Source organism: Clostridium sp. DSM 17811, assembly GCF_018861905.1.
Taxonomy (GTDB): Bacteria; Bacillota; Clostridia; order Clostridiales; family Clostridiaceae; genus Clostridium_AD; species Clostridium_AD frigoriphilum.
This window is the reverse complement of the sequence record NZ_JAHLDU010000005.1, coordinates 167444-193272: the sequence shown is the minus strand read 5'-3', so window position 1 is coordinate 193272 and position 25829 is coordinate 167444. Positions and strand designations below refer to the sequence as shown.

Annotated in this window: 22 protein-coding genes; all 22 read right to left on the bottom strand. The window is 29.7% G+C overall.

The features are described from left to right. Positions 1–13 precede the first annotated feature (13 nt). Positions 14–979 carry a S1C family serine protease gene (locus KPL44_RS09130; protein WP_216248929.1) on the bottom strand — a complete coding sequence of 322 codons (966 nt, stop codon included), beginning with the start codon at positions 977–979 and terminating at the stop codon, positions 14–16. A gap of 95 nt (positions 980–1074) precedes the next feature. Next, a complete protein-coding gene (locus tag KPL44_RS09125) occupies positions 1075–1941 on the bottom strand; it encodes a 4Fe-4S binding protein (protein WP_216248928.1) in 867 nt (288 codons plus the stop codon). Positions 1942–1945: 4 nt separating this feature from the next. Next, positions 1946–2101 (bottom strand): CD1871A family CXXC motif-containing protein, encoded by a 156-nt coding sequence (locus KPL44_RS09120; protein WP_216248925.1) that lies wholly within the window; start codon positions 2099–2101, stop codon positions 1946–1948. A 2-nt stretch (positions 2102–2103) separates the two neighbouring features. Then, positions 2104–3321, bottom strand: a complete 1218-nt coding sequence (locus KPL44_RS09115) for a TlpA family protein disulfide reductase (protein WP_216248923.1) — start codon at positions 3319–3321, stop codon at positions 2104–2106. Positions 3322–3457: 136 nt separating this feature from the next. Then, a complete protein-coding gene (locus KPL44_RS09110) occupies positions 3458–4591 on the bottom strand; it encodes a sensor histidine kinase (RefSeq protein ID WP_216248921.1) in 1134 nt (377 codons plus the stop codon). Next, positions 4592–5272 (bottom strand): response regulator transcription factor, encoded by a 681-nt coding sequence (locus tag KPL44_RS09105; RefSeq protein WP_216248915.1) that lies wholly within the window; start codon positions 5270–5272, stop codon positions 4592–4594. A 165-nt stretch (positions 5273–5437) separates the two neighbouring features. Next, the gene (locus KPL44_RS09100; protein WP_216248914.1) at positions 5438–6409 is read right to left on the bottom strand and encodes an alpha/beta fold hydrolase; all 972 of its coding nucleotides are present in this window, start codon (positions 6407–6409) and stop codon (positions 5438–5440) included. Then, positions 6402–8324, bottom strand: coding sequence for an FtsX-like permease family protein (locus KPL44_RS09095; protein WP_216248913.1), 1923 nt, complete (start codon positions 8322–8324; stop codon positions 6402–6404). The genes KPL44_RS09100 and KPL44_RS09095 overlap by 8 nt, the downstream gene beginning before the upstream one ends. Next, entirely contained in the window at positions 8311–9075 is a 765-nt protein-coding gene (locus KPL44_RS09090; protein ID WP_216248912.1) for an ABC transporter ATP-binding protein, read from the bottom strand. The genes KPL44_RS09095 and KPL44_RS09090 overlap by 14 nt, the downstream gene beginning before the upstream one ends. A gap of 72 nt (positions 9076–9147) precedes the next feature. Continuing rightward, a complete protein-coding gene (locus KPL44_RS09085) occupies positions 9148–10155 on the bottom strand; it encodes an ATP-binding protein (RefSeq protein WP_216248911.1) in 1008 nt (335 codons plus the stop codon). Between the two features lie 103 nt (positions 10156–10258). Further along, the gene (locus KPL44_RS09080) at positions 10259–10942 is read right to left on the bottom strand and encodes a response regulator transcription factor (RefSeq protein ID WP_216248907.1); all 684 of its coding nucleotides are present in this window, start codon (positions 10940–10942) and stop codon (positions 10259–10261) included. Between the two features lie 127 nt (positions 10943–11069). Continuing rightward, a complete protein-coding gene (locus KPL44_RS09075) occupies positions 11070–12035 on the bottom strand; it encodes a tRNA dihydrouridine synthase (protein WP_216248906.1) in 966 nt (321 codons plus the stop codon). Between the two features lie 45 nt (positions 12036–12080). Further along, positions 12081–12446 (bottom strand): DUF1304 domain-containing protein, encoded by a 366-nt coding sequence (locus KPL44_RS09070; protein ID WP_216248905.1) that lies wholly within the window; start codon positions 12444–12446, stop codon positions 12081–12083. Between the two features lie 81 nt (positions 12447–12527). After that, the gene (locus tag KPL44_RS09065; protein WP_216248904.1) at positions 12528–12980 is read right to left on the bottom strand and encodes a DUF1569 domain-containing protein; all 453 of its coding nucleotides are present in this window, start codon (positions 12978–12980) and stop codon (positions 12528–12530) included. Between the two features lie 53 nt (positions 12981–13033). Next, positions 13034–13675, bottom strand: a complete 642-nt coding sequence (locus tag KPL44_RS09060; protein ID WP_216248903.1) for a DsbA family oxidoreductase — start codon at positions 13673–13675, stop codon at positions 13034–13036. 328 nt (positions 13676–14003) lie between these two features. Then, the gene (locus KPL44_RS09055) at positions 14004–16178 is read right to left on the bottom strand and encodes a glycoside hydrolase family 3 N-terminal domain-containing protein (RefSeq protein ID WP_216248902.1); all 2175 of its coding nucleotides are present in this window, start codon (positions 16176–16178) and stop codon (positions 14004–14006) included. A 119-nt stretch (positions 16179–16297) separates the two neighbouring features. After that, a complete protein-coding gene (locus tag KPL44_RS09050; RefSeq protein ID WP_216248901.1) occupies positions 16298–18682 on the bottom strand; it encodes an alpha-L-rhamnosidase-related protein in 2385 nt (794 codons plus the stop codon). 114 nt (positions 18683–18796) lie between these two features. Next, positions 18797–19648 (bottom strand): carbohydrate ABC transporter permease, encoded by an 852-nt coding sequence (locus KPL44_RS09045; protein WP_216248900.1) that lies wholly within the window; start codon positions 19646–19648, stop codon positions 18797–18799. Between the two features lie 16 nt (positions 19649–19664). Further along, complete coding sequence (locus KPL44_RS09040; RefSeq protein ID WP_216248898.1) at positions 19665–20567, bottom strand: carbohydrate ABC transporter permease; 903 nt, start codon at positions 20565–20567, stop codon at positions 19665–19667. Between the two features lie 80 nt (positions 20568–20647). Further along, positions 20648–21940 carry an ABC transporter substrate-binding protein gene (locus KPL44_RS09035; protein WP_216248896.1) on the bottom strand — a complete coding sequence of 431 codons (1293 nt, stop codon included), beginning with the start codon at positions 21938–21940 and terminating at the stop codon, positions 20648–20650. A 193-nt stretch (positions 21941–22133) separates the two neighbouring features. Beyond that, positions 22134–23750 carry a response regulator gene (locus tag KPL44_RS09030; RefSeq protein WP_216248894.1) on the bottom strand — a complete coding sequence of 539 codons (1617 nt, stop codon included), beginning with the start codon at positions 23748–23750 and terminating at the stop codon, positions 22134–22136. 26 nt (positions 23751–23776) lie between these two features. Further along, positions 23777–25543, bottom strand: a complete 1767-nt coding sequence (locus KPL44_RS09025; RefSeq protein ID WP_216248892.1) for a sensor histidine kinase — start codon at positions 25541–25543, stop codon at positions 23777–23779. Positions 25544–25829 lie beyond the last annotated feature (286 nt).

Below are 25829 nucleotides of genomic sequence, written 5' to 3'. Positions count from 1 at the left end.
AACCTTTTTTTCTCTATTGACCATTAATTTGTATTAAGGTCTTTTCATTAGTAGTATTTAACAATGAATTAATTTCATTAATGGGTATTACAAATCCTATATCTCCTGCTGATTCAAATCCTGAATAATTTATTCCAATTACATTACCATATCTGTTAAATAGTGGTCCACCACTTGACCCATGAGTAATGCTTGCTGTAGTTTGAATATCTTTTCCGCGATCATTTTCTCTATTTATTCCACTTATAATCCCTTTACTTAAAGTATTCATATATCCTCCTGGGCTACCTATTGCAGTAACATTATCTCCTACTTCAACTGTATCGCTATTACCTAAATTAACAGTTGTTAAATTAGTAGCATTTGATAACTGTAGAATTGCTATATCTTGTTTTTCATTATAATTCAAAACACTTTTAACATCATACTTTGATCCATTTTGCAAAGTTACAGTTGCATACGAGGAGCCTTTAATCACATGGAAATTGGTTACTAGAACCCCAGTAGATTTCACTATAAATCCACTACCACTAACAGTGACATTATGATCCTTATCACTCACTTCAACATAAACAACTGCATTCCCGTATTTATTTATAATTTGTTTAGCAGTTAATTTCGTCGTGTTTATTGTTACGTCGTCTACAACAGGTGTTGTGGATAACTGCTCTATGTCACGCGCATTATAGTTAATTTTTTTATTTGCACTCTTATAAACTACATCAGGTATAACACTAACATCTACTGCTTTTCCTGTAATGTTATCTATCCAAATTCCTTCAAAATCTTTAACATAAATTGATCCACCAGCCGCTACAGCAGCTGTCATTTCAGTAGCATTCACCTCCATATTTGCATATTCAAGACTTACCGCTTTGTTCCCAATTACAACACTGCCACTAGCCATTGAAGCAAAAGTCGTTGTATATGTTGCTCCTGCTATTATAATCGCTACAAGAATTGTACTTCTAAATTTCATGTCATTCCCTCCATTTTATGTTTTATAATTTTTTAAAATACAACATTATAAGAACAAAAGCGGTAAATCCGTCCTTTCAAACTTATTAAACTTAATTATTTATTTTCAAAATTATTTGATCTCAAGCGAAACCCTGAATTAATCGCACCTTGTTTACAGACTTTTTTACATTCACCACAGCGAATACATTCAAGTGAATTAATACTCTTAGTGATTTCTACATTCATTTTGCAGTTTCTTTCGCATGCTTTACAGCCATTACATTTAATCTTGTCCACATTCATCTGATAAAAGCTAAACTTGTTAAACAATGAATACAATGCTCCTAAAGGACAAATATATTTACAGAATGGTCTGTATATAAGGATAGATGATATAATTGTTAAAACCAACAAGAATATTTTCCAATTAAATAAAAATCCAACTACTTGTCTCAGACTCTCATTTTTTATTACTAAGGGAATTCCACCCTCTAGCGTCCCAACTGGGCATATCCATTGACAAAAGTATGGAGCAGCTGTACCATACTTATCTGTCAAGAAAATCGTCATCAAAATTACTGGAATAAGTAAAACTAAATATTTTAAGTATCTCAAAGGTTTATCTATTTTTGCTGACACTTTAAGTTTCGGTGTTTTAATTTTGTGTAATAAGTCCTGTATAAATCCAAAGGGACATAGAAATCCGCAAATCAGTCTTCCAAATAAAACCCCAAAGAGCATAAGGATTCCTACTATATAGTAGGAAAAATTGTATTTTTTCCCTCCTAGTACTGATTGCAAGGATCCAATGGGGCAAGACCCTACAGCTCCAGGACAGGAATAACAGTTTAAACCGGGAACACATACTGCTTTTGTATTACCTTTATAAATTGTCCCTTCAGAAAAGCCTTTAAAGTTTGCATTTGTAAAGATAGTTGCTAATGTTTGAATAATAGGTCTTTTACTAAAAATCTTCTTCATATGCTTATCCAACTCCTATACATTCTAGACATATATTAATAGCTTTTCTTAAAACAATTTTCTGTTCTTCTCGGATCATAACTCCATATGTCATAAAAGCTAATGAAAAAATAAGCATCCAATATTTAAGATTATTTTTCAGCATTTTTATAACTTTCATAGCTATTTCCCTATCATTTTCAAGCGCTCATTAATTTTCTTTAAGTATCCTTCTGATATGCTTCCGTTCTCATTAACAGCACCCACAATTATATCTCCAACCAATTTTCCGGATTTATCTACAAATATAGTTGTTGGCACAGCCTTTACTTTACTAAGCAAGGTTTCTTTTATATTTTTGTCTGGAATAATTACTTTAAATTTACCTTTTACAGAATCTATAATTTCCTTTGCAAGATCTGGCTCATCTTCAGCATCAGTACAAATTGAAATCATATTGGCATTTTTGGGTAACTTCTCATATAACTTTTGTAACTCAGGCATTTCCTCCTTGCACGGTCCGCAATAAGTAGCCCAAATATTTATCATTGTAATATCATAATCCTTAAAGGAGCTTTCTGTTATATTTTGTCCGTCTAGTGTTTTTGTGTTAAATTTATCAATAGTACCTTTAAACCCAACAGCTGCTTCTTTTGTATCGTCTTCTGGAAATATACAGATATTATTTTTCAGCAATTTAATATCACCTATCAAATTTTTAATGTTTGCTTTATCTTTATCATTCAATGTTAAATTTGAATAATCCGTATTATAAGCTAAATAATAAGTATTCTTATTAAAAACTGCGATCTTTTCTATATTTTTATACAGCTCTTTCATCTGAATTTCCGTATCTTTTCCACCATCATTATTTTTTTCATCTGGAACTCTATATACAGCTGCATAATCAAATGACATTTTTGGTGATTTTTTCTCTAATTCCTTGTACGCATCAGCTGTTACTTTGCTTAAAGCTTTTAAACTTTCTGCACTTCCTGTTGATGAAGCTTTGGCTTTTTCTTCCTCTTTAGCTTTTTTGTCTGCTGACTGTCCTAGGTTGACTAATTCTTCTGATTCATATTTAAAATTAAAACTATCTGGTGGATTTTTCCATGTAAAGATGTTATTTTTTTCAATCAAAGTCTTAAGTTGTTCCGTATATTTAATACCAATACCCGTCTCCTTGCTAATTAAACCGTTTGTCACACTTTTTTCATCATACTTCTGCTTCGAGCCGTCAATATTAACCATGACTTCATCAGAATATTTTTTATTAATATTTATACCATTTTTATCTTTAATCACATTTTTTTGACCACAGCCACTTAAAACTGTACTCATCATCATAACTCCCACAGTTAGTAGCACTATAATTTTTTTCTTTTCTATTATCATTTTCATACTATCTTCTCCTCGTATAATAAATTTTTACAAGCACTTGATGATTTTATTATATAGGAATCAAAGTTAAGATTAGGTAAAGAAAAAGCGACCCAGAAAAATTTCTTAGGTCGCTTTAGAATTCTTATAATATTGTTCATGCAAGAGGAAGTACAATTTTAAAAGTACTCCCACTTGGATTAGCAGAAGAATAACTTATAGTCCCATGATGCTTTGAGATTATATCCATTGCAATTGCAAGTCCTAAACCGGCGCCTCCTACAGCTCGTGAGCGGGATTTATCTACACGGTAAAATGGGTCAAAAATACATCTTGATTGTTCATCACTAATACCAATTCCGGTATCATTTACACAAATAACACAACTATTTTCCTTAGGAAAAACTATAACTTCAATTTTTCCAGCTTCATAGTTATATTTTATGGCATTTTCAACAATGTTGGAAATTGCATGTTTTAACATGACAGAGTTTGCTTTTACACTACATGGTTTTAAATCCAATTGTAATAAAATATGTTTTTCGGTAATCCTATGTGCTAATTCTTCAATTATTTCCTCTACCACTTCATTCACTTTTACCAATCCACCCATTTTACAACTGTTTACTGTAGACATATCCAATAAATCATTAACAAGATCTATCATACGATTTGTTTGTTTTTTTACAACCTCCAAACTTTCTAAACAATCTTGCTTCGAAGGCTCCTCATCTAAATACAATACGTCAATATTGGTTTTTATCACAGTTAATGGCGTTTTAAGCTCATGTGCAGCATCGGCTGAAAAACGTGATTCTCTGATGAAAGTTGCCTCTAATCTTTCAAGCATGGAATTAAATGAATCAGCTAACTTATTTAGTTCGTCACCTGCAGAAAAATCCGTTATACGGGAAGACAATTGATTCTTATCTATTTTAATAATTTCTTGTGTCAACAGCTTTACTGGTTTTAATATAACACCTGCTACAATATACATTATTAGAGTACCACTGATGATAACACTAAGCATAAAAATAACACTAGCATTTGAAAATATATTGACATTCGATTGCATTGTAGCCGTCAATCTCTCATTAGAATCATTATTAGTGACAGTGCCCTCTGCGGATTCAGCAATAACAGAGTTGGCCGTTATTGCTGTTCCCATAGGTGTTACCAAATTCCAATTAAGATTATAAAAGTTGAAAAGTGTTAGTCCAACGCACATAAGTATAAGAATCAAAGAAGTAATCAGTGTTAGCCTCATACGTAATGATATTCTTTTGTTCATTTACCATTCTCCCTTACTAATTAGATAACCGTGACCTCGCATAGTAATAATTAATTCTATGCCACATGCTTCTTTAAGCTTTTTCCGTATATTACTTATGTGTACCTTAACAGAATCAGTAAAATAGTTTGCCTCGCTGTTCCAAATATGCTCTATTAGTTTTTCAGAGCTAACTACCTTATCAGTATTTAGCATTAGGTACTCCAATATAGCATATTCCTTTGGTGCAAGCTCAACTGTGACGCCCGCATTTGTTGTTACTTGTTTTAATTGGGTATTAAGTTTGATTGGTCCATACTCTAAAACAACATCTTGCTGAATAATTTCACGCCTCAAAAGAGAACGTACCCTTGCTTCAAGTTCACCAAAATCAAATGGTTTTGAAAGAAAATCATTAGCACCCATGTCAAGCCCTTTAATGCGATTCTCTACATCAGAACGCGCAGATAGAATCAATACTTTCTGTCTCTTATCTTCCTTGCGTATGGAACAGAGCACATCTATACCATCGATGGATGGTAGATTTAAATCAAGAATAATAATGTCATATTCATTTATATAATAAAGTTCTAAGCCCTCTTTACCATCTGTTGCGGTTTCAACCACATATCCTTTTTTCATGAATCCCTTTGCCAATGCACGAACAAGTTCTATTTCATCTTCAATAATCAATATCTTCATATGCTTTGTTACCTCCATCTTTTATTTTAAATTTATTATACCAAATAAAAGGTTAAGAATTAGTTAAAATAAATAGCATTGTATAAAAGTAATAAGATTTACCTGTGGCATAATCTAATTTGCTAACGTTATATTTTTCAGCAAAGGTTTTTCTTCTTAAGAATATTAATTATCATGCTTGTCTAAAAAATCTCGAGTTTTTTTCCCAATCTCTTGTGATTTCGTATAGAAAATGTAATGTTTTACTTCTATAGTAGAATAACTAAATTTAGTATACCGCTTAAATTCATTTAAATTTTTACTCATTATTTTTGTATATTTCTCATTATTTATATCTTTCATAGATCTAATTGCAATAAATTTTAGTATTGGCAAATTCTTTGACATTCTAGTTTTATTAACTGTTTCACAATTCTTTAATATCATATTAACTTCATTTTCCATAGTTTTGTTAAATGGATTTTGTACCCCCATTTTAACCAAATCATTTTTATCCTTTTGTGAAAAACAAGCTTCATCTTTATAAATGTTATTATAGTATATCCTATCAATGCCTAAAAAATTTCCTACAGTAGCTGCGATATATTGCTTTTTACCAATAGATAAATCAACTTTATCCGCTTCTTCTAGACATGCCTTAACTAATGTTGTATCCATCATAATTATTGCTTCAACTTCTTTCGGATAAACTGCTGCGTAATACTGAGCGTATATGCCTGATACAGAGTGAGGCATAAGTATATATGTTCCAACTATATTCGCTTCCTTCAATGCCGCCCTGGTTTCAGCAACAATATTTTCTACGCTACGCTCTTTTGGAGTTTCATCGCTAAACCCATAACCAAAGGGTTCAACAACGACTACTTTAAAGTCCTTTTTTAATTCTTTAATCAAAGGTTTAAAATCAATTGAAGGTGCAATACTTCCTAAACCAGGCATTAAAACAATTGTTTTTTTTCCTACTCCCTCAGAATATACGTGTATTTTTTTACCATCAACCTTAACTAATGTACCTAAATGATTAACATCGTCCTTTTCTAGATCTTTTCGAACTTGACCTACTATAGATATAATTGTTAACAATGCTAATATCACAACAATAATTTTTTTTAATATCTTTAGTGTCTTTTTAAGCATTATTATCACCTTCTTCATAGACCATCTTCACATAATTATTACTTATGAAAAAATAGAATAAAATCATTGTTATTGAATATAAGCATATCGCAATTATTAACTGGGTATTAAATGAAAAATTCATTATTTGTTCTAACATCTTCATTGCAATAATACTATGGAATATCCCTACACTACCAGGTAAAATAAATGAAATTCCAACTTGTACATACACAGATCTCTTTACTTCCTCTTTGCTCATACCTATTTTCTTCAATATTTTGTACTGCTCTTTATCCATGAAGGCATCCTTTAATATTTTAAAATAAATTGTACTAAAGGTTGAAAGTATAAATATTATAGACATTATTAACCCTAAAAAATGAAATATTTCTATTGCATAATAATCCCATGTATATTCATTAATATGTGGATATATCTTATCCTTTTTTATGACTTTACTTATATTTAATATTAATTGGTCTGCTTCTTTCTCCTTACTTATTTGAACGCAATTTAAAGATGTTTCATTAAACCCTTCCTTAACCTTTTCATATTCATCATCTTCTAAAATATATATATTCTTTTTTCCTAATTTCTCTATAATCCCAGTAAAAGGTACATCTTCTTGTTTTTTAATTACATATTCTCTATTTTTTATTTTTATTTCTTTTTTCAGAGCATTCAATGGAGATGCTAATGTTGTTGCACTTATTATAAAAACAGCCTCGCCTCCCTTAGGCTTAATATTATCTGTTACTTTATAATTCAGAAACTCTAAATTCTTTTTTAATGTTGAATAGCTTATTATTATTGCTTCATTATTATAATCTACTTTTCTAGGATAGTTTATATAGTCAATCTTTCCGAGGAAAAATTTATTTTCATTAATTCCAATTAACTTATTATTAGATTCATTAATTATTCCTACTACTTTCTCTTTTAATTTTTCATCGTTACTTTCATAACTAAAACTATATGGAGATTCTTTAATAATTTCTTTTTGGGCAACTTTCTCAAAGGATAAGCTTACTCCAAAGGCTGTTATAGCTGCTGCACATAATATTGCCGTCATAGCTAGATTACGATAATTCCCTTTTAGTCTAAAATACACATTAGAAATACTTACTAACCTAACATTCTTATATACCATTTTTTTGTTTTTAATCATCTTATTAAAAACTATGGACATGAAACTTCCAAAGAAAAAGTATGTTCCTATTGAAACACATAATAGTGCTGTCATAGATGAAAACATCAAATCTAGATCCCATATCTTAATCATAACTCCAACTAAGTAGCCAGCTAAAATTAATAGTACCCCTAAAATTCCCTTAAAATACCTTAACTTTTGTAGATCTTCCTTTTCCTTTGTAGCATTAATCATATCTATGAGTTTACTTTTTTTTACCACTCTATATTTCTTATAACCTAATATTCCAAAAATACATGAGAATACTATAATCACTATAAAAATAGAGTTTAATGATATTTTGAAAGGTATCTCTACATTTAAAGAAATTGATTTTGCGAGTAACATAAAAAATAATTTAGATAAAATCATACCAAATGCAAGTCCACTAACTATAGAGGTAACCCCAAGCAATAAACTTTCTATTGCAAATACCTGTCCAATTTTTGATTGAGTAATTCCCATTAACATATACAAGGCGGTCTCCTTTTTCCTATTTAATAGAAAAAATTTATCTGCATTAAATATAAAATATATTACTGTACATACTAAAATAAATCCACATGAAAGACTTGCTACACTTGCTGCCTGAAACCTTTCACTAATTGCAGTAAATGCATCATTGTTTTCTATGGCTAAAAAATTATATAAAGTTGCAACAGATACAATTGTTATAAGCAAATAAAGTTTATATACCTTTATATTATCCTTAAAAAGCTTCAATGATAGTTTAAATGAGTTCATCGCTTTCTCCCCCCATCATAGCTATCATATTAAGAATCTTTTTAAACATCTCGTTTTTATCTCCATTGCTATCCAACTCACCAAATATATTTCCATCTTTCAAAAACATTACTCTATCTGCATAGCTTGTAGCCCTAGCATCATGACTTACCATTATAATTGTAGTATTATAATTTTTATTTATATTTACAAAACATTCAAGAACTTCTATAGCTGCTTTAGAATCTAAAGCACCGGTTGGTTCATCTGCAAAAATCACCTTTGGAGATGTAATTAATGCTCTACAGATTGCTGCTCTTTGCTTTTGGCCCCCTGACAATTGATAAGGATATTTATCTAGATGTTTTTCAATTCCTAAGAGTTTTGTTAATTTAATAATCTTTTCTAATATTATCTCTACCTTTTCATTGTTTAAAGTTAATGGCAATGCAATATTATCTCTTATTGTCATATTATCTAACAAATTAAAATCTTGAAATACAAAACCTATTACGTCTCTCCTAAACCTAGCCAATTCATTTTCTTTTAGACTGTTCACATCTTTACCATCAATTAAAACCTCTCCCGAAGTTGCTTTGTCTATTGTTGACATTACATTTAAGAGGGTAGTTTTCCCTGAACCTGAAGGTCCCATTATACTAATAAATTCACCTTCATTAATTTCTAAATCTACTTCCTTTAATACTTTATATTTATTAGTTAACCTTCCATATTCTTTAATTAACTTTGATACCGCTACAATTTTTTTCATATTATCACCTCGTATCTATAGTATAATTTATACCCGATTACTCCTCCACCTATCAAGGTTACAAATTAGATTCTAATGTGACATTGGTGTAACATTATAGTAATCGGCTAGCTTGTAAAAGCTTAAAATAAATTCAGAGTACTCTCCCGCTCTACTTTCTACCTTTAAATCTATATTTAAATTATTACACATCTTTTTTGCATAATATAAGCCAATGCCAGTTGATTTAGTTCTAGTTCTTCCATTTTTCCCAGTAAATCCTTTATTAAATATTCTATTTATATCTTCCTTTGGAATACCAATTCCATTATCTTTAATATGTAAATAATAAGCCTTGCTATCCTCTTTACTCAAAACATGTAATTGTCCATTTTCATTGGTGTACTTGCTACTATTATTAATAATTTGAGAAAGGATATAGTGAATCCATTTTCTATCACTTAGTATATTAAAACCTTCAACATCTAATATTATTTCAATGTTTTTGTTTATGAAAAATATTGCATTCACTTTTATTGCCTTTCTAATTTCATCTCCTACTGCTACTTGCTCACTTTTCACATCTAAATTATAATTATTTGCTCTTGTAACATATAGAACTTGATTTACACTAAACTCCATTTGTTTCATTTCAGATATTATCTTTTGCGATTCATCCTCTTCCAAGTCTTCTAATAATAAATCAACAATAGCAATATTAATTTTAATATCATGAACCCATTTTGTAATATAATCTTCAAAATCATTTATATTGTTTTTTAAACTTTCTTCCTTCTTTAGATATTCTAAACTTTGTTTTTCTAAAATATTTGAAACAATATTTAAATGAAAATCATTTGTTTTATTAGCTAATCCCTCATTGAATTTCAAAATATTACTGTATTTATTTTTTTCTTTTATATATCCATAGGTAAAAGTTATAAATGCTATTAATAAAATAAGTACGTCCATATACACAATATCTTTAACCGTTTTATTTATAGTACTACTGCTATATACTATACAATTAGTTATTATAAAAATTATTATATTATTTGTTAACCATACTTTATTAATCTTCATATAATCAATTATCTTCATCTACTATTTTCCCCTTTTTATCCTTTATATAAATACTTATATTTTTTGTCTCTTAAGAAAAAGCCAACCATTCAGGATTTTTATCCAAACAGTTGACTTAGTATCATAATATTATATATCCAATGCCTTTTTGTGTTATTATTAAATCTTTTATTCCAACTTGCTCTAAGCGATTTCTTAATCTATTAATATTTACTGTTAAAGTATTCTCATTAACATATATATCGTCATCCCAAAGCTTTTTCATTAGTTTGCTTCTAGAAACCCCTTTTCCCCTATTCTCCATAAGAGTTTGTAAAATGAGCATTTCATTTTTTGTAAGTTCTAAAGAATTTTCATTATATAAAAGGGTTGTATTATCTAAATTTAACAATAAATCATCACATTTTAATACTCTTGCTTCTTCATTTTTATACTCATATGTCCTTCTTATAATAGCTTGTATTTTTGCAATTAACACATTTGAATCAAATGGTTTTTGTATATAATCATCTCCACCATTGTTAATTGCCATTACTATATCCATATTACTATCCCTTGAAGATACAAATATAATTGGTATTTTAGATGTTTTTCTTATATTTTTACACCAATAAAATCCGTCACAAATTGGAAGATTAATATCCATAAGAACAACCTTAGGTTCACATTCTTTAAAGCACTCTATTATTTTTTCAAAATCTTCACATACAATTACTTCAAATCCCCATTTGCTTAGAATATTACTTAACACTTCACACATGTTTTTATCATCTTCAATTATCAATAATTTATATGTATTAATCATTTCGACGCCCTAACCCACCCTAATTTATCTATTAGACAATTTTATTCTTAGATGTTGATATTATATCATCTTTCCTCGCAAAAACAAAAGATAGTTATCTTCTCTTGCTCTTCTTAATCATACTTATTTAATATTTATTATTAAATAATCCAGCCCCTTCTATGATCTCCTGCTCAGTAAATAAACTTAAGACAGCTTCATTGTATTCACTTAAGTTTTGTGACTTCTTTATTTTTTTAGCATATTTTTTATTATTTGAAAACATGTAAATCATATATCCCCATAATTCTTTCATTCTAAATATTGCATTTCTATCTTCATCAAATACTTCTATATATTTATTTAAAATTTCATCATGAAAATCTTTTAATATTTTTTTATCTATATTAGCATTATTTTTAATCTCATTCATCAACCTTGGATTGGCTATTATTCCTCTTCCTAGCATTACTGTTTTTACTTCTGGAAAAGTTTTCATTAATTTATTATGATCATCACTAGTGAAAATATCCCCATTATAACATACTGGATTTATGCTTAAAGATAATGCATCTTTAAATACCTCTAAATTAGGTTTATTCCCATAAAAATCTTTCTGTATTCTCGGATGGATAATTAATTCTTCTAAAGGATATTTATTGTAAATTTTTATTAGCTCATAAAACTCTTCTGGATTATCTTTTCCTATTCTAGTTTTTATAGAAATTTTCATATCATCTATTTTAAATATTTCACCTAAAAACATATCGAGTTCTTCTCTTTTGGCTAGAAATCCTGAGCCCTTATTTTTTGAAACAACCGTTCCAGCAGGACAGCCTAAATTTAAATTAACCTCGTTATACCCTAATTGTTGTAATTTTCTAGAAGTAATAATAAAACCTTCTGAATCGTTAGTAAGTATTTGTGGAACTACATTCATTCCTTTATTATTTTCAGGTAAAACATCTCTTAATTCTTTAGACTTAAGACTTCTACTTTTATTTGTAACAATAAAAGGTGTAAAGTATTTATCAATATTATTAAAAAATTTTTTATAAGAATTTCTATATACGTATCCCGTAATTCCTTCCATTGGTGCTAAATAATACTTCATTTAATAACTCCTTTATAACTATTCTAAAAACATTATATCAGAATTTTATAATACTTTTAGAAAAAATACTGCCATAACTATTATTGCTGGAAGTGATTGTTTGAAAAATACGCTCTTTGTTACAGTAATTGCTCCATATATACCCGCCATTATTACACAACACAAAAAGAATATAGCCACATTATTTGACCACATATAGTCTTTAATAAATAAAGACCATATTAAGCCTGCAGATAAAAACCCATTGTATAACCCTTGATTTGCTGCCATGACTTTAGTTTTAGGAAATAAGTCCTCTGGTAAAACTTTAAATACTTTTTTACCCAATGTAGTCCATGCAAACATCTCAATCCACATTATGCATAAATGTTCAAAAGCTATTAATCCTATTAAAATTTTTGATGCAACCATAACTATATTTTCTCCTTTATAAAGCTAATTTTATGTTATCAAACTTATAGTTTCATAAAAATTTAAATCGCAATTTATTTATTAATAATTCAATTCTGATAAATGATCTGCGATATGCATTGCAAAATACTTATCATAATTAATCTTTGTTAATTTTCCAAACAAAAGGTGTGGATATAAATCAGATTTATACCCCAAAAATTTGTCTATGGAAGAAATTAATTTTTGCATTGCTTCTACCGCATCCCCTTCATTAGGTATTACTGGAGCATCTGGAACTGGTGCAGTTAAACTATGTTTCATAAATCCTTGCTTTAAAAATTTTTTAATGGCTATTTTGCCTACAGTAATTTGAATAAACTTAGGTTTTAGTTTAGGATATCCTTCCATAGAATATTCAATTGTTTGACTACAATGTACTAAAATCTTATATAAAGACCATATTGGCGCTTCTACTCTATTTGATTTAGAAATATTTAATAGCTCTTTTTTAGCTTCTTCAAGTGAATAAAGCTTTAATAATTTTTTATCCATTGATACTTACCCCCCTTAAAAATAACCAAATCATCTCCTGCGTAGCTACAATATTACTTATATTCGTCTTCTCTTGCTTTCTCAAGTGCCTCTAAAAATATTTCAGGTTGTTGTGCTCCAGATACCGTATATTTATTATTAATTACAAAGTATGGAACACCACTTATTCCAAGCCCTGAAGCTGTTTCTTCATCTTTTCTTACTTCGTTACTATACTGATCTGATTCCAAAATACTTAATACTTTTTCGCTATTAAGACCGACCTCGTAAGCAAGACTAGCTAATACTTTATTATCAGATATATTTAAAGAATCTACAAAATATGCCTTTAAAATTCTTTCTGATAACTCATTCATCTTACCTTGTGTTTTTGCATAATGTGCTACCCTGTGAGCATCAAAAGTATTCGTTGGAATTAAATCATCAAAATTATAGTTAAGACCTATAGCCTTAGCCTCTGCAGCTATTTGGTTATTTGATGCTTTAGCTTGTTCTACCGGTATGCCATATTTTTTTGCTATAATCTCATGAATATTTCCATAAAATTTCTTTTTAGATGACGGATCAAGCTCAAAACTTTTAAAAACTAATTCAACCTCATCCTTATATTCAAATTTTTTTAAAGCAATTTCTAATCTCCTTTTACCTATATAACAAAACGGACACACAAAATCGGACCACACTTCTATTTTCATTATTATTCCTCCCATTTCCATATTTAATTATTCTACTAATTCTGCTTTATATATAACGCCTCTGGTTTTAAACTTATTAGAAATAGAGTTGATTTCGTTTATCCTACCTAATATACAGCTTTTTTTCATTCATTCACCTCGTTGGTTAGGGTATGAATTAATATTAACTCTTAAAACTTTTTTGTCAATACTTATTATTATACAATAATATAACTCTTGAACATGTACTCTTTGAAATATAAAAAAAGCAGAACTAACCAACTTTTTTTGGCTAGCACTGCTATTAGTTATAATATCCACAACTTTTGAGTTCATTAATAATTTATAACTATTTTACTGTAAGAATTTCTTTAATCAGACTTTGATCTCTTGAGTCTGAACCTACCATAATTTCAAACTCTCCTGGCTCAACTACATATTCTTCATCAGCATTTACAATAATAAGATCTGAAATGGCTAAATTAATATTTACGGTGTTTGTCTCTCCAGCTTTTATAAATACTCTTTTGAAGCCTTTTAATTCTTTTACAGGAGTCATAACAGAACTTACAATGTCGTTAATGTATAACTGTACAATTTCTGTACCATCAGACTCACCCACATTAGTGACATCAACACTTACTGTTATAGTATCCTCTTTTGAACATATTGCCTTAGAAAGCTTGAGATTAGAATACTCATAATTAGTGTAAGACAGTCCATAACCAAAACTATATAAAGGTTCTGCTACAGGCATATCTGCATATTTAGGACTATGCCAACCTGGCAAATGATTATAATATACAGGCGTTTGCCCACTATGATATGGGAATGAGATAGTAAGTTTTCCACAAGGATTAAATTCTCCAAACAGAATTTGCGCCAATGCTTTTCCACCTAAGGTTCCAGAATTAAAAGTTTCTATGACTGCATCTGCATTTTGCGTTATCCATTGAATTGATAGGGGTTTGCCATTAACTAGTACAACAACCAAAGGTTTATTTAATTTTTTTAATTCTTCCAAAAGCTTCTGTTGAGATCCAGATAAATCAAGAGTAGCTCTATCTTTAAACTCACCGTTTAGTGCAAGGCAGTCTCCCACCACAGCAATTATTACATCCGCATCCTTGCATGAGTTAATAGCACCATCTATATCTATGTCTTCTTTATTCATAATATCGCAGCCTTTATGATAGCTAACTTCTACCTCTTTAGATGAAGCCAATTCTTGGATCCCTCTTAACATGGTATAATACTCAAAATTAGGTATAGCATCGGGGCTAGGATTCGGATGGCTGAAAAATGTCCAATCCCCGAACTGAGCTTGTATATCATCTGCATTAGGACCTATTACAGCGATTTTTTTAATATTTTTAAGTGGTAATGTGTTATTTTTGTTTTCTAACAATACCATAGATTCTCTTGTGAGCTGAATATTAGCTTCTTGATGTTCAACGCAATTAATAACGTCTTTAGAAACATAACCACGTCTTTTCTTACCATCAAAGAGTCCCATTGAAAACTTAATATTTAGTATTCTCTTAACGGCTTCATCAATAAGTGATTCAGAAATTTCACCTTTTTTAACTTGCTCCAAAGTAGCGTCATAAAAATCATTAGTATTCATAATCATATCATTTCCGCTTTCGATAGTTTTCTTAGACGCATCGAAAATGTCAGGAGATACTTTTTGATTACTCACAAGGCTCCCTGTATTATTCCAATCTGTAACTACAAATCCTTCAAATCCAAGTTCATCTTTTAATATGCCTTTTAGCATTTTTTTATTGGCTGCCATAGGTGTTCCATCTATAGATTGATATCCCGTCATGAAGGTAGCACAACCAACTTCAACTGCCTTCTTAAATGGTGGCAAAAAAACTTCTCGTATTTTTCTTACCGTAACTTCAGTGTCGTAAGCATCTTTAGCACCTGTACTTTCACCATAAGCTAAATAGTGTTTAGCACAAGCCAATATACTATTTGGATCAGATAAATTCTCACCTTGATATCCTTTGATTATTGCAGAAGCTAATATCCCTATAAGATAAGGATCTTCTCCAAATGTCTCATCAATACGTCCCCATCTTGCATCGCGTCCAATGCAAAGTACAGGAGAAAACGTCCAATGTAAGCCATCAGCAGCAACTTCTTTAGCCGTTACGCGCCCAGCTTTTTCTATAAGGTCTGTATTAAAGCTACATGACATAGCAAGTTGTGAAGGAAATATTGTTGCCCCATTAAGAAGTCCATGACCATGTATAGCATCTATACCAAATATAAGCGGAATTCCAAGTCTTGTAGATAATGCTAATTCTTGAAGATGATCTGCATTATCTCCTAGAACGTGAAGGAAAGAGCCTGAGAATTTTTTGCTGACCCACTCTTCCGCTTCAGTTGGATTCACCATGCTATAACTTATTTGCATCATCTGTCCAACTTTTTCTTCCAAAGTCATAAGTGAAAGTAGGTTTAATGTTCTTTCCATTGGTGTAAGTGAAGGATTTTGATATATATAATTCATTAATGACACCTCTTTACGTATAGTTTTTTTGATAAATTTATACTGTGTAATTCTATTGAAAGATTATATATAGTAATACTTTTTTTCCTTATATTACATTCAGCATGTTATCTATTGAATTAGTTTAGTTTAGACTTTAGTTGTATTACTTTGTCACATAAATTCTTTATAATTGTTCCATCAGGTAAGTACATATCTATATTGGCTTTATTAGGATTATAAATACCAATATTAAAATTCCCATTTAGCAGTTTCCAGCTTACACCAATTTCTCCTAGCCTTGTTACAACTTTTCCTTTAGCCCAGGTAAGCGGGCCTAGTTTCGGATCAATAGTGACACTGTCAGCATTACCCTCGCTTGGTTTTACTCCTAGAATCTCTGCACAGAATTCATATAGATGCACTGCCCCCCAAGCATGACATTCACTACGCTGTGTTACAGGGTCTTCATTCCATGTTGTAACATTTAAGTTCGTCATTTCCCTCCAAGCATCCCACAATTCAAAGGATTTATCATAAAGTCCAGTTTTCGAAAGTGCTCTAAAAAGAAAATAAGACATAGCATATGAAACTTGTGCAATAGTTTTGATTTTAGTTGCAACTTCCATAAGATTTGAGGCCTTTTTTCCTTCAATTGCACCCGATAACACAGCCCAAATCTGAGCATGTTGACTGTATAATTCTACAGCAGGTCCATCTCTGAACATTTTATTCTCTTCTGACCAACAATTTTTTATAACAGCATGGTTAACTTTTGTGGCTCTTTCTAAATACTCCTGTGCTATTCCTTTTCTACCTACAACTATGTTTAATTCTGCAGCCTTTTGTAAAGATACCGCATACATAAGGCTGTACACTGTCAAAGATCCTGTTTTTGCAGCTTGTGGAACTCCTCTACTACTTCTCCACTCTGGAACCCAGTCAACAAACTTCCAATACTGATCTGGGATATTATCCACCAACCCTTCCTCATTTAAACGTCTATCAAACCATTCAAGCACTGTATCCATGGTTGCACGGTACCTTTTCACCAATTTACTATCTCTAAAATAGCTATAATGATCATGCAACATTAGAATCCAATAAAAATTAAATGCAGGTATAATTTGAGGTTCAATTGAAGGATACCGGCTTTGTAACAAACCTTGCGGTAATAATGAACTATGAAAATCATAAATAGCTTTTCTTGCTAACCTATCATCTCCACTGACATGATAAGTAAAAAGTGTCTGAAGGTACGTGTCCATAGTATACTGAAACTGTTCGTAATAAGGACAATCTTCATAAGTCTCATGCATGCAGCGTCTCAATGTGTTAATGCTTATATCCCAAAGTTTGTGTAAGGAAACATCTGAACATTGAAACTCTGCCTTTACTTCGAGGGGATATCCTGTCTCTCTATAATTAAAACTATGAATATATAGAGGGCTTTCACCCACAGTAATTTCTATTCTAATAAATCGAAAGGTTCTAAACCAAAAGGGCTCATAGCTTTCAAATATGTTTTCATCTTTATTACCTCTGCCTGAAACCTTATAAATATCAATATCGCCATATAATTTGCCTTTCTTCTCATCATCTCTAACCCCTCGGTCCCTTGTCCAAGGTATTTCAATTGGTTCATTTTCATAACATTCAGCGCAAAGAATTTTAATTTTACTATCCTTACCACCACTTAGCCTAATCTTTATATATCCAGTTGTTAGTATCCCTGCATCAATTTCTACTATAAAACGCTTTCCCGAATCAAGTTTTAAACATCCCTTATTAGTTGAAGAAAACTTTTCTAATATATCCGCTTTTTTAATTTCTTCATCATTCACGTACTTTATTCCAACAAATTCTTTACGCTCTTCATAAAGCATTGGAATGGTTCTTTTAGTTAGCTGCCAAGTATTCAAAACCCCCGTTGAAATATCTAAAGAATCATAGCAAATACATCTCTCCCAGTGATTATCATCATACTCCAGTTTCTCCCACTCAAAGTTACAAGATTCTCCTTCTACTCTTTCAGCCCCTCCCAAAAACATAGTATTGTATCTACCTTCCACAAAGCGAATAGACTCATCCTTTAGGCAAACCCAAGAATCATCTGAAACTATATTTTCTAATTTAGTTCCGTTACTATCAGTCAATTCCCCATCAAAAACAAGCATACCCAAAGGTGAACGCCATACAGAAATATTTTCTCCTATTGGTGGATGATGTAAAACTTTGACTGCAATAATATTTTTGCCAACCCGTAATCTGTCTGATAAATCAACTGTTTCGTAATAAAAAGAAAAGCCATTTCCTTTACAAGGTCCCACTGCTACAGGCTCACCATTTAAATACATTCGATATCTGCTATCTGCTGAAATATGAGCTAAAAATCGGCATCCAATATCTTCAATTTCAAATACTTTACGAAAATATACAACTTCATTTTCTGCATTAAAATTTCTTTTTTTGCCATGGTCTCGCCATATGAATTTTGATTTCCATTTTCTACTTTGTTCTTCCACACTAGTCCTCCTATCACATATAGTTAATTTTAAAACTCCCATACCCTGGTATATATAAGCTTAAGCGGGATGGGAGTTTATTTTACATAATCTTTTTTATAACTATCAATTTTGCTACTCTTTAACTCCTCCACTAGCAATTCCAGAAACTATTTGTTCAGAGAAAAAGAAAAACATAAAAATTATTGGTAAAACTGATAAAGTAACTGCTGCAAATAAATAATTCCAACTTTGCAGTAATGTTGCTGTATAATTATTAATCATTAATGGAAGTGTCATATTACTTTTAGTTGATAAAAATACAAGTGGAATAAAAAAGTCGTTCCACGTTGCGAATGTTGTAAGTAATGCCACTGCAGATATAACAGGTCGTGCTAGTGGTAACATGATTGAGTAAAAAATTCTAAATTCACTTGCTCCATCTATTTTACCCGCTTCGTACAACTCTCCTGGAAGATTTTTAAAAAACATAGATAAAATAAAAACAGGAAGAGATAGATTTGAAATTCCTATTATTACTACTCCAAAAATATCATTATTGAGATTAAGCATTTTTATAATATTATAAAGAGGTATTAATTTTAACTGTACGGGCAACATCATACCCATTAAAAAATATGCTAATATTAAACCTTTAAATTTAAAATTAAATTTCGAAATTCCATAAGCAACAGAGCAAGCTAAGGCTATGGCACCTACAACTACTAAAACTGTAATACCAAAGGAATTTAAAAGACTTTTTAAGTATCCATTCATAAACACATGTTTAAAACTTTCAAAGGATATTGTTTTTGGTAATCCAAATGTATTATATAGTAAATCTTGTCTTGTCTTAAAAGAATTAGATGCGGTCATTGCAAGCATATATATTGTAAATGAACAATACATAACAAGCAGCACCGTAAAAGATTTTTTCCATTTTTTTTCTGATTTACTAAATTTAAAATCAATAGATTCTTTTTTCATAATATTTCCACCGCCCTCAAATTTCCAATTTTTTAAGTAATTTCGACTGTATGACTGTTACACTTAATATCATAACAAACATTACCACACTAACAGCTGCTCCGAAACCAAAAGCCGCATCTCCATTTAATGAATTACCAAAAGCATACCTAAAAAAGAATGTGCTCATAAAGTCTAATGAGCCTGTTGCCCCACCATTGGCTCCGGCAATCATATATGGTAAATCAAAAACAGTTAAACCCCATATTGTGTCAAGCACTATCACATTAGTTATAGATGGCCACATTAATGGGAGTATTATAGAAGTAAACCTTTTTAATGCTCCTGCACCATCTACTAATGCTGCTTCTATAATTGATTCAGAAATATCTCTCATATTTGCTACAAACAAGATCATACCATAACCTACACCTGACCATGTAACAGCTATAATCAATACTATAAATGAGTATTTAGGATTACCAAACCAATCTTGTTGAAACTTTTGAAGATGAAGTGTTTGTAAAATATTATTAATTAATCCTATTTGTCCATTAAACATCATCATAAAAAAGAAACTAGTAATGACATTGCCAATTACCCATGGCATAAGAATTAGCATTTGAAAAATTTTGTATCCTCTGATTTTTGTATATATTAGATATGCAAACAGAACTTGTATTGGGGTAATAATCAAAAGAGTCCAAAATATGTATTTCATATTATTCATGAATGCAGATAAAAACATTGTTGAAGTTCTTGGATCAACCAACAGTTTATAATAATTTTGAAGGCCTATAAATTTCATGGGACCAATTCCAGACCACTCGTAAAAACTATATCTAATTGAATCAATCATAGGATAAACACTAAAAATTGTATATAAAATTAGTCCTGGTAATATAAATAATATGTATGGTCTTTTTTTAAAAAATTTCATATTCCACCCCTCCATATAAGTTTTTTTAAAATTAAAGCAGAGTTTTTAAGACTCCACTTAAATTCTAAAAATAATATTAGTTATCTTTTTTTCGAATAATCTTGTACAGCATCAAGTTCCTTTATTAAATCCTGAGCAGTTATTTTTCCCCCAACCCACTTTGAACTATCATCTTCCCAAAGCTTTCTTGGATTTGAACCCTCTTTAGCTCTGTACCCAATAATTGAATAGAAACTATCTACCTGTCTGTTAGCAGTACCCATGTCCTTTGTTAATTGATCATTAGCCTTTAAACTTGCTATTCCTGGAACACTTCCTGTAGATGTAACAAACGCTTGTTGTGCTTCTACTGATGCTGCAAATTGTAAATATTTCAATACCTCAGCCGGATGTTTTGTCTTTGCATACCCTGACCAACCGACTGAATAAGTAACAACCATTGATTTTCCTCCTTTAACCATTGGCATCTGAAAAGCTCCTAAATCCACGTCTGGATTACTACTTTTAATATCACTTACAAGCCAAGATCCATTTATAATCATAGCAGCATTCTTCTTTGCGAAATTTAGAGTTGCTGCAGTAGCATCTGACCCTAATCCATTGTTCGTAAAATATCCTTTTTTCTTCCATTCTTCATATTTTTTTAAGGCTTTAAGCAATCTTGGGTCATTGATCTTCGCTTTTCCAGCTACAGCTTCATCCAACCAATCAGGTGATACTCCTGCAATTATTGGTTCTAAAGTGAATAAAATATCCCAACTTGATTTTTCTCCTAAAGACATAGGTGTAACGCCATTTTTAAGTAATGTATCACAAGCAGTTTCAAATTCTGCCAAAGTATTAGGAACTTTTATTCCATATTTTTTAAATATGTCCTTATGGTAATAAATAACCCTCGTATCAATTGTAGCTCCTGGCGTTACATATAGTTTATTCTTTCCTGCCGCATCCTTTAAAAATAGAATTGCTTGAGCATTCGTGTTATATTTTGTTAAGTCTATTTTATCAGTCAAATCCATTGCTCCACCATTTTTTACAATACTGGACAGTTTATTATCTTTATTACCATTTGACCAAAATATATCGGGTGCATCTCCTGCTTGTATTGCAGTATTTAACAAAGTATCATACTGTTCACCTTTGTTTTCAACCGTAATTTTGATATTAGGATTTTTTTTATTAAATAAATCAATTATTTTCTGGTCAGCCGTTGAATAAGGTTCATTATGATCCCACAATGTAAGATTTACAGTTTCACCTTTAGTACCACTTTTAGATGTACTTGATGAACTAGCACCACAACCTGATAAAACTGAACCTATTAATATAGTTGTAATTATAAACGATAAACTTTTAAAATTCTTTTTATTCATTAGTATTCCCCCCTATAATTATATAAAATTAATTACTTTTTCTTATATTTCTATTATAGCTTAGAAAAATATTTTTCATAATAGTTAAAACTTATAGACTTCTGCAAAATATTAGCCATCTATACGTTTACAATTATCGAAAATACAAATATTAAGAATAATGTGTAAAATATTTAGATTTTGATTCCAAAAATTAAGATTTTTTATATTCTGTAATATTTTTCCCTGTTGTTTTTTTAAAAACCTTTACAAAATAATTGACACTATTAAATCCAACTCTTTCGGAAACCTCAATTGCAGATAAACTTTCATTTTTTAATATCATTTTTGCTTTTTCAATTCGTAATTGTGTTAAGTAATCTATAAAGTTTTTATTCATTTCTTTTTTAAAATACTGACATAGATAATTTTTATTCAAATGAAATTCTTCTGACATAAATTGCAAACTTAGTTCTTCACTATAGTGGTTATCTATATAAGTTTTTATCTTATTTATTAATTTTATTTGAGTAGATTGTTTTTCAATATTTTGTTCTATTTGTTCTAAACAACGGACTATATACTTTTCTATTGTGTTTGCATATTTAATATCTTCTATTAATCGGTAAGGAGTAAGCTGTTTACTATTATATATATTTTGATCTAAACGAAAGTCAAAATATTCAACCAAATAAAAATTAATAGAATACAAAATACTATTTACTTCTTGTTTGAATATAGACGGTAATATGTTTTGTTCCGTCATGTATTTAAAATATTGTTGGATGCCTTGAACCATTTTCGTTTTGTTAAAACTATAATTGAATTTATCTATGATATTATCTTTAATTTTTTTTATATTATTAATGTCTGTAATACTGTTAAATTTCATTGTAGATTCATAATAAACAATACTGCCTTTCCCATTATAAAATCTAAATAAAAAAGCTTCTTCGGCCTCTGTATATGCTTTTTTTAACAAAACTAATGAATTGTGCATTTTACTTATTCCAACTGAAATACTGCAATTAAAATATTCATTAAGTGATCTACAGATATTCTCAATTAGGTAATTTACCTTTTCAAATATTACCTTCTTACTATTTTCTTCTTCAATTGTTATTAATACTATGATTCTTAAATCTTTATCAATGAAAACTTCTCCTAACCCATATCTATTAAATATTTCATCAATAACACTTATTACTGACTTTAAATCAAAACCGTTTTTAATATCAAAAAATTCATCATCATATTCCTCATCAATTCCCAGCATAACTAATATTAAATTATTTGAACCTAATCTTTTGCAGTATGTTGAAATTTTATTTTGCAATTCTTCGCCCACAAAATCATCTTGTTGTAAATTCATTAATTCACTTATAATACTTTTCTTCATTTCGTCCAAATTTACTGCAATTTGTATACTACTACTACTACTACTACTACCTTTTTCATTAAAGATTTGTTCCTTAATTTTCAATAGAATGTCAATTAGTCCATTTTCCTCAATTTCATACTTTAAGATATAATCATCGGCGCCTTGCTTAAACGCACCTCTTATAAGTTTAAAATCATCATGACAAGTTAAAACAACAATTTTTATGTCGTTATATATCTTTTTCAACTCCTGGATTAGCTGCATTCCATCCATTATAGGCATAGTGATATCTGTTAACACAATATCAGGTTTGCTTTTCTTACAATATTCAAGAGCATCCTTACCATTAGAAAATGTGTTAACTACAGTAAATTCTTTTGAATCCTCTATATAAGATTTAATTCCAAGTCTAACTAAAATTTCATCATCTACAATTATTATATTACACATAAAGTGTTCTCCTTCTTTAAATAATTTTATAATATTAACGGTAGCACAATTGTTACTATAGTTCCTACCCCAAAAGTACTTTCTATGCTTATCCCATATTTATTGCTATAGTTTAGAACAATCCTGTCATTTATATTTTTTATTCCCATTTTATTGTAGGTATTATCGCTCTTCCCTAAGTATAATTTACTTAAATCTTCCTGACTCATACCAATTCCATTATCTTTAATTTGAATATACAGTTTTTCTTCTTTAATGAATATTTTTATATTTATTTCTCCAAACATACCCTTTTCGCTAAACCCATGCAATATACAATTTTCTACTACAGGCTGAATTGTAAATTTCATAATTTTATTGTTTTTAATGTCCTCAGGCACCTCATAATTAATATTAAAGTTCCCGAATCTTACATTTTGTATGTACACATAGTTATCTAGTAACTCAATTTCCTCTGTAATTGTTATTAACTCATCACCATTTTTAGCTACATTTCTTAAAAGTTTAATAAATGCACTAAGCATTTTCTTAATTGCATCTTGCTTATTCAAAATTGCAATAAACTTTATTGAATTTAAAGTGTTATACATAAAATGTGGATTAATTTGTGATTGTAACGCTAATAATTCAGCTTTTCCTTTTTCTTTTTCCTTTTCCTTCACTTCAGTAACAAGTTCATTTATTTTTTTAACCATCACATTAAATGTTCTACTCAGAGCTCCTATCTCATCTTCACTAGTGTCATCAACAGTAATCGTAAAGCAGCCTTCTTGCACCATTTTAATTTTTTCGCTTAGATTTTTAATAGGTTTAGTTATTTTTTTAGGAAATATATAAATTAGAAAGGATAAAAAAATTATAAAAATAACAATTATAGTTAATATTATGTTCTTTATTGAATATACTTCCTTAAGAAGTTCATGTAATGGAATATAAGAAACAAATGTCCATCCGGTAACATTAGATGTAGAGAATACTATAAGAGTTTTTTTATTCCCTATTTTTTCAACAAAGCTACCATTTTTTAATTTTACAGCTTTTTTTAAATAATCATTCTCTAATTGTTTTCCTATTAATTTCTTGTCCATTGATGAAACTACTGTTAGATCTTGGGAAACTACAATATTAGTAGAGGTTTTACTTAAGTTAATATTCTTGTAAATATCATTAAAAAAGCTATCACTAATTATTAATACAAGTGTACCAACTTTTGTTCCATTCTGTGATTTAATTTCCCTCACAGCACTAAAACCCATATCGTTTAATATAGATTGTAACTTTTCAGTAGGAATCCATACAACTCTACCATCTGCTTCAAAAGCTTTTTTTCTTATCTTTTCATAGTTTCCATCATTATAGGGGGTACCATACCCACTATAATAAACACGTCCATCATTAGTCATTATATAGGAAGAAAGAACATATTTATCAATATTAATTAGGCTTAACATTATATCCGCTACTGATTTTTGAATCTCATATTTTTCATAAGTATCCTTATATGGTTTTTTCATACTTTCGATTATAGCTTTATTGGAATATATTTGCCTTGTAAGATTATTATATATCATAAGTTTTGAATCTATGGTAATATTCACTTGATTAATCAATTGCGATGTATACATTTGAGTCTTATCGCTAATAAAATTAAAATATATATTATACATTATAACTAATACTAATATAGTTGGAATAAATATTAGTATTAAGAAAGAAACTAAAACCTGATATTGAAGTTTGTGATTTAACGATTTAATTTTAATAAATAATTTTTTGAAAGAATTAACTTTCATTTTAATAACCACTCCTTTCGATACTTCATCTAATACTATAAATCCTATTTAATATACCTTGAATCACAGCGAGGGAATTATCCAACAGTGGCTTATATTAATTACATTAATATTCTTCCCTACTATTATATCATTATTAAACTTAGTTAAAGAATCTTGTATCATGTCTATTGTTATATAAACATCATATTCTATAATAATAATTCCGAATTATAGAGAAATAGCTACCTTTTCTAATCATAAAATGGACCCTATAATGTGGACAGTTAAAAAAAAAGGCCTAGAT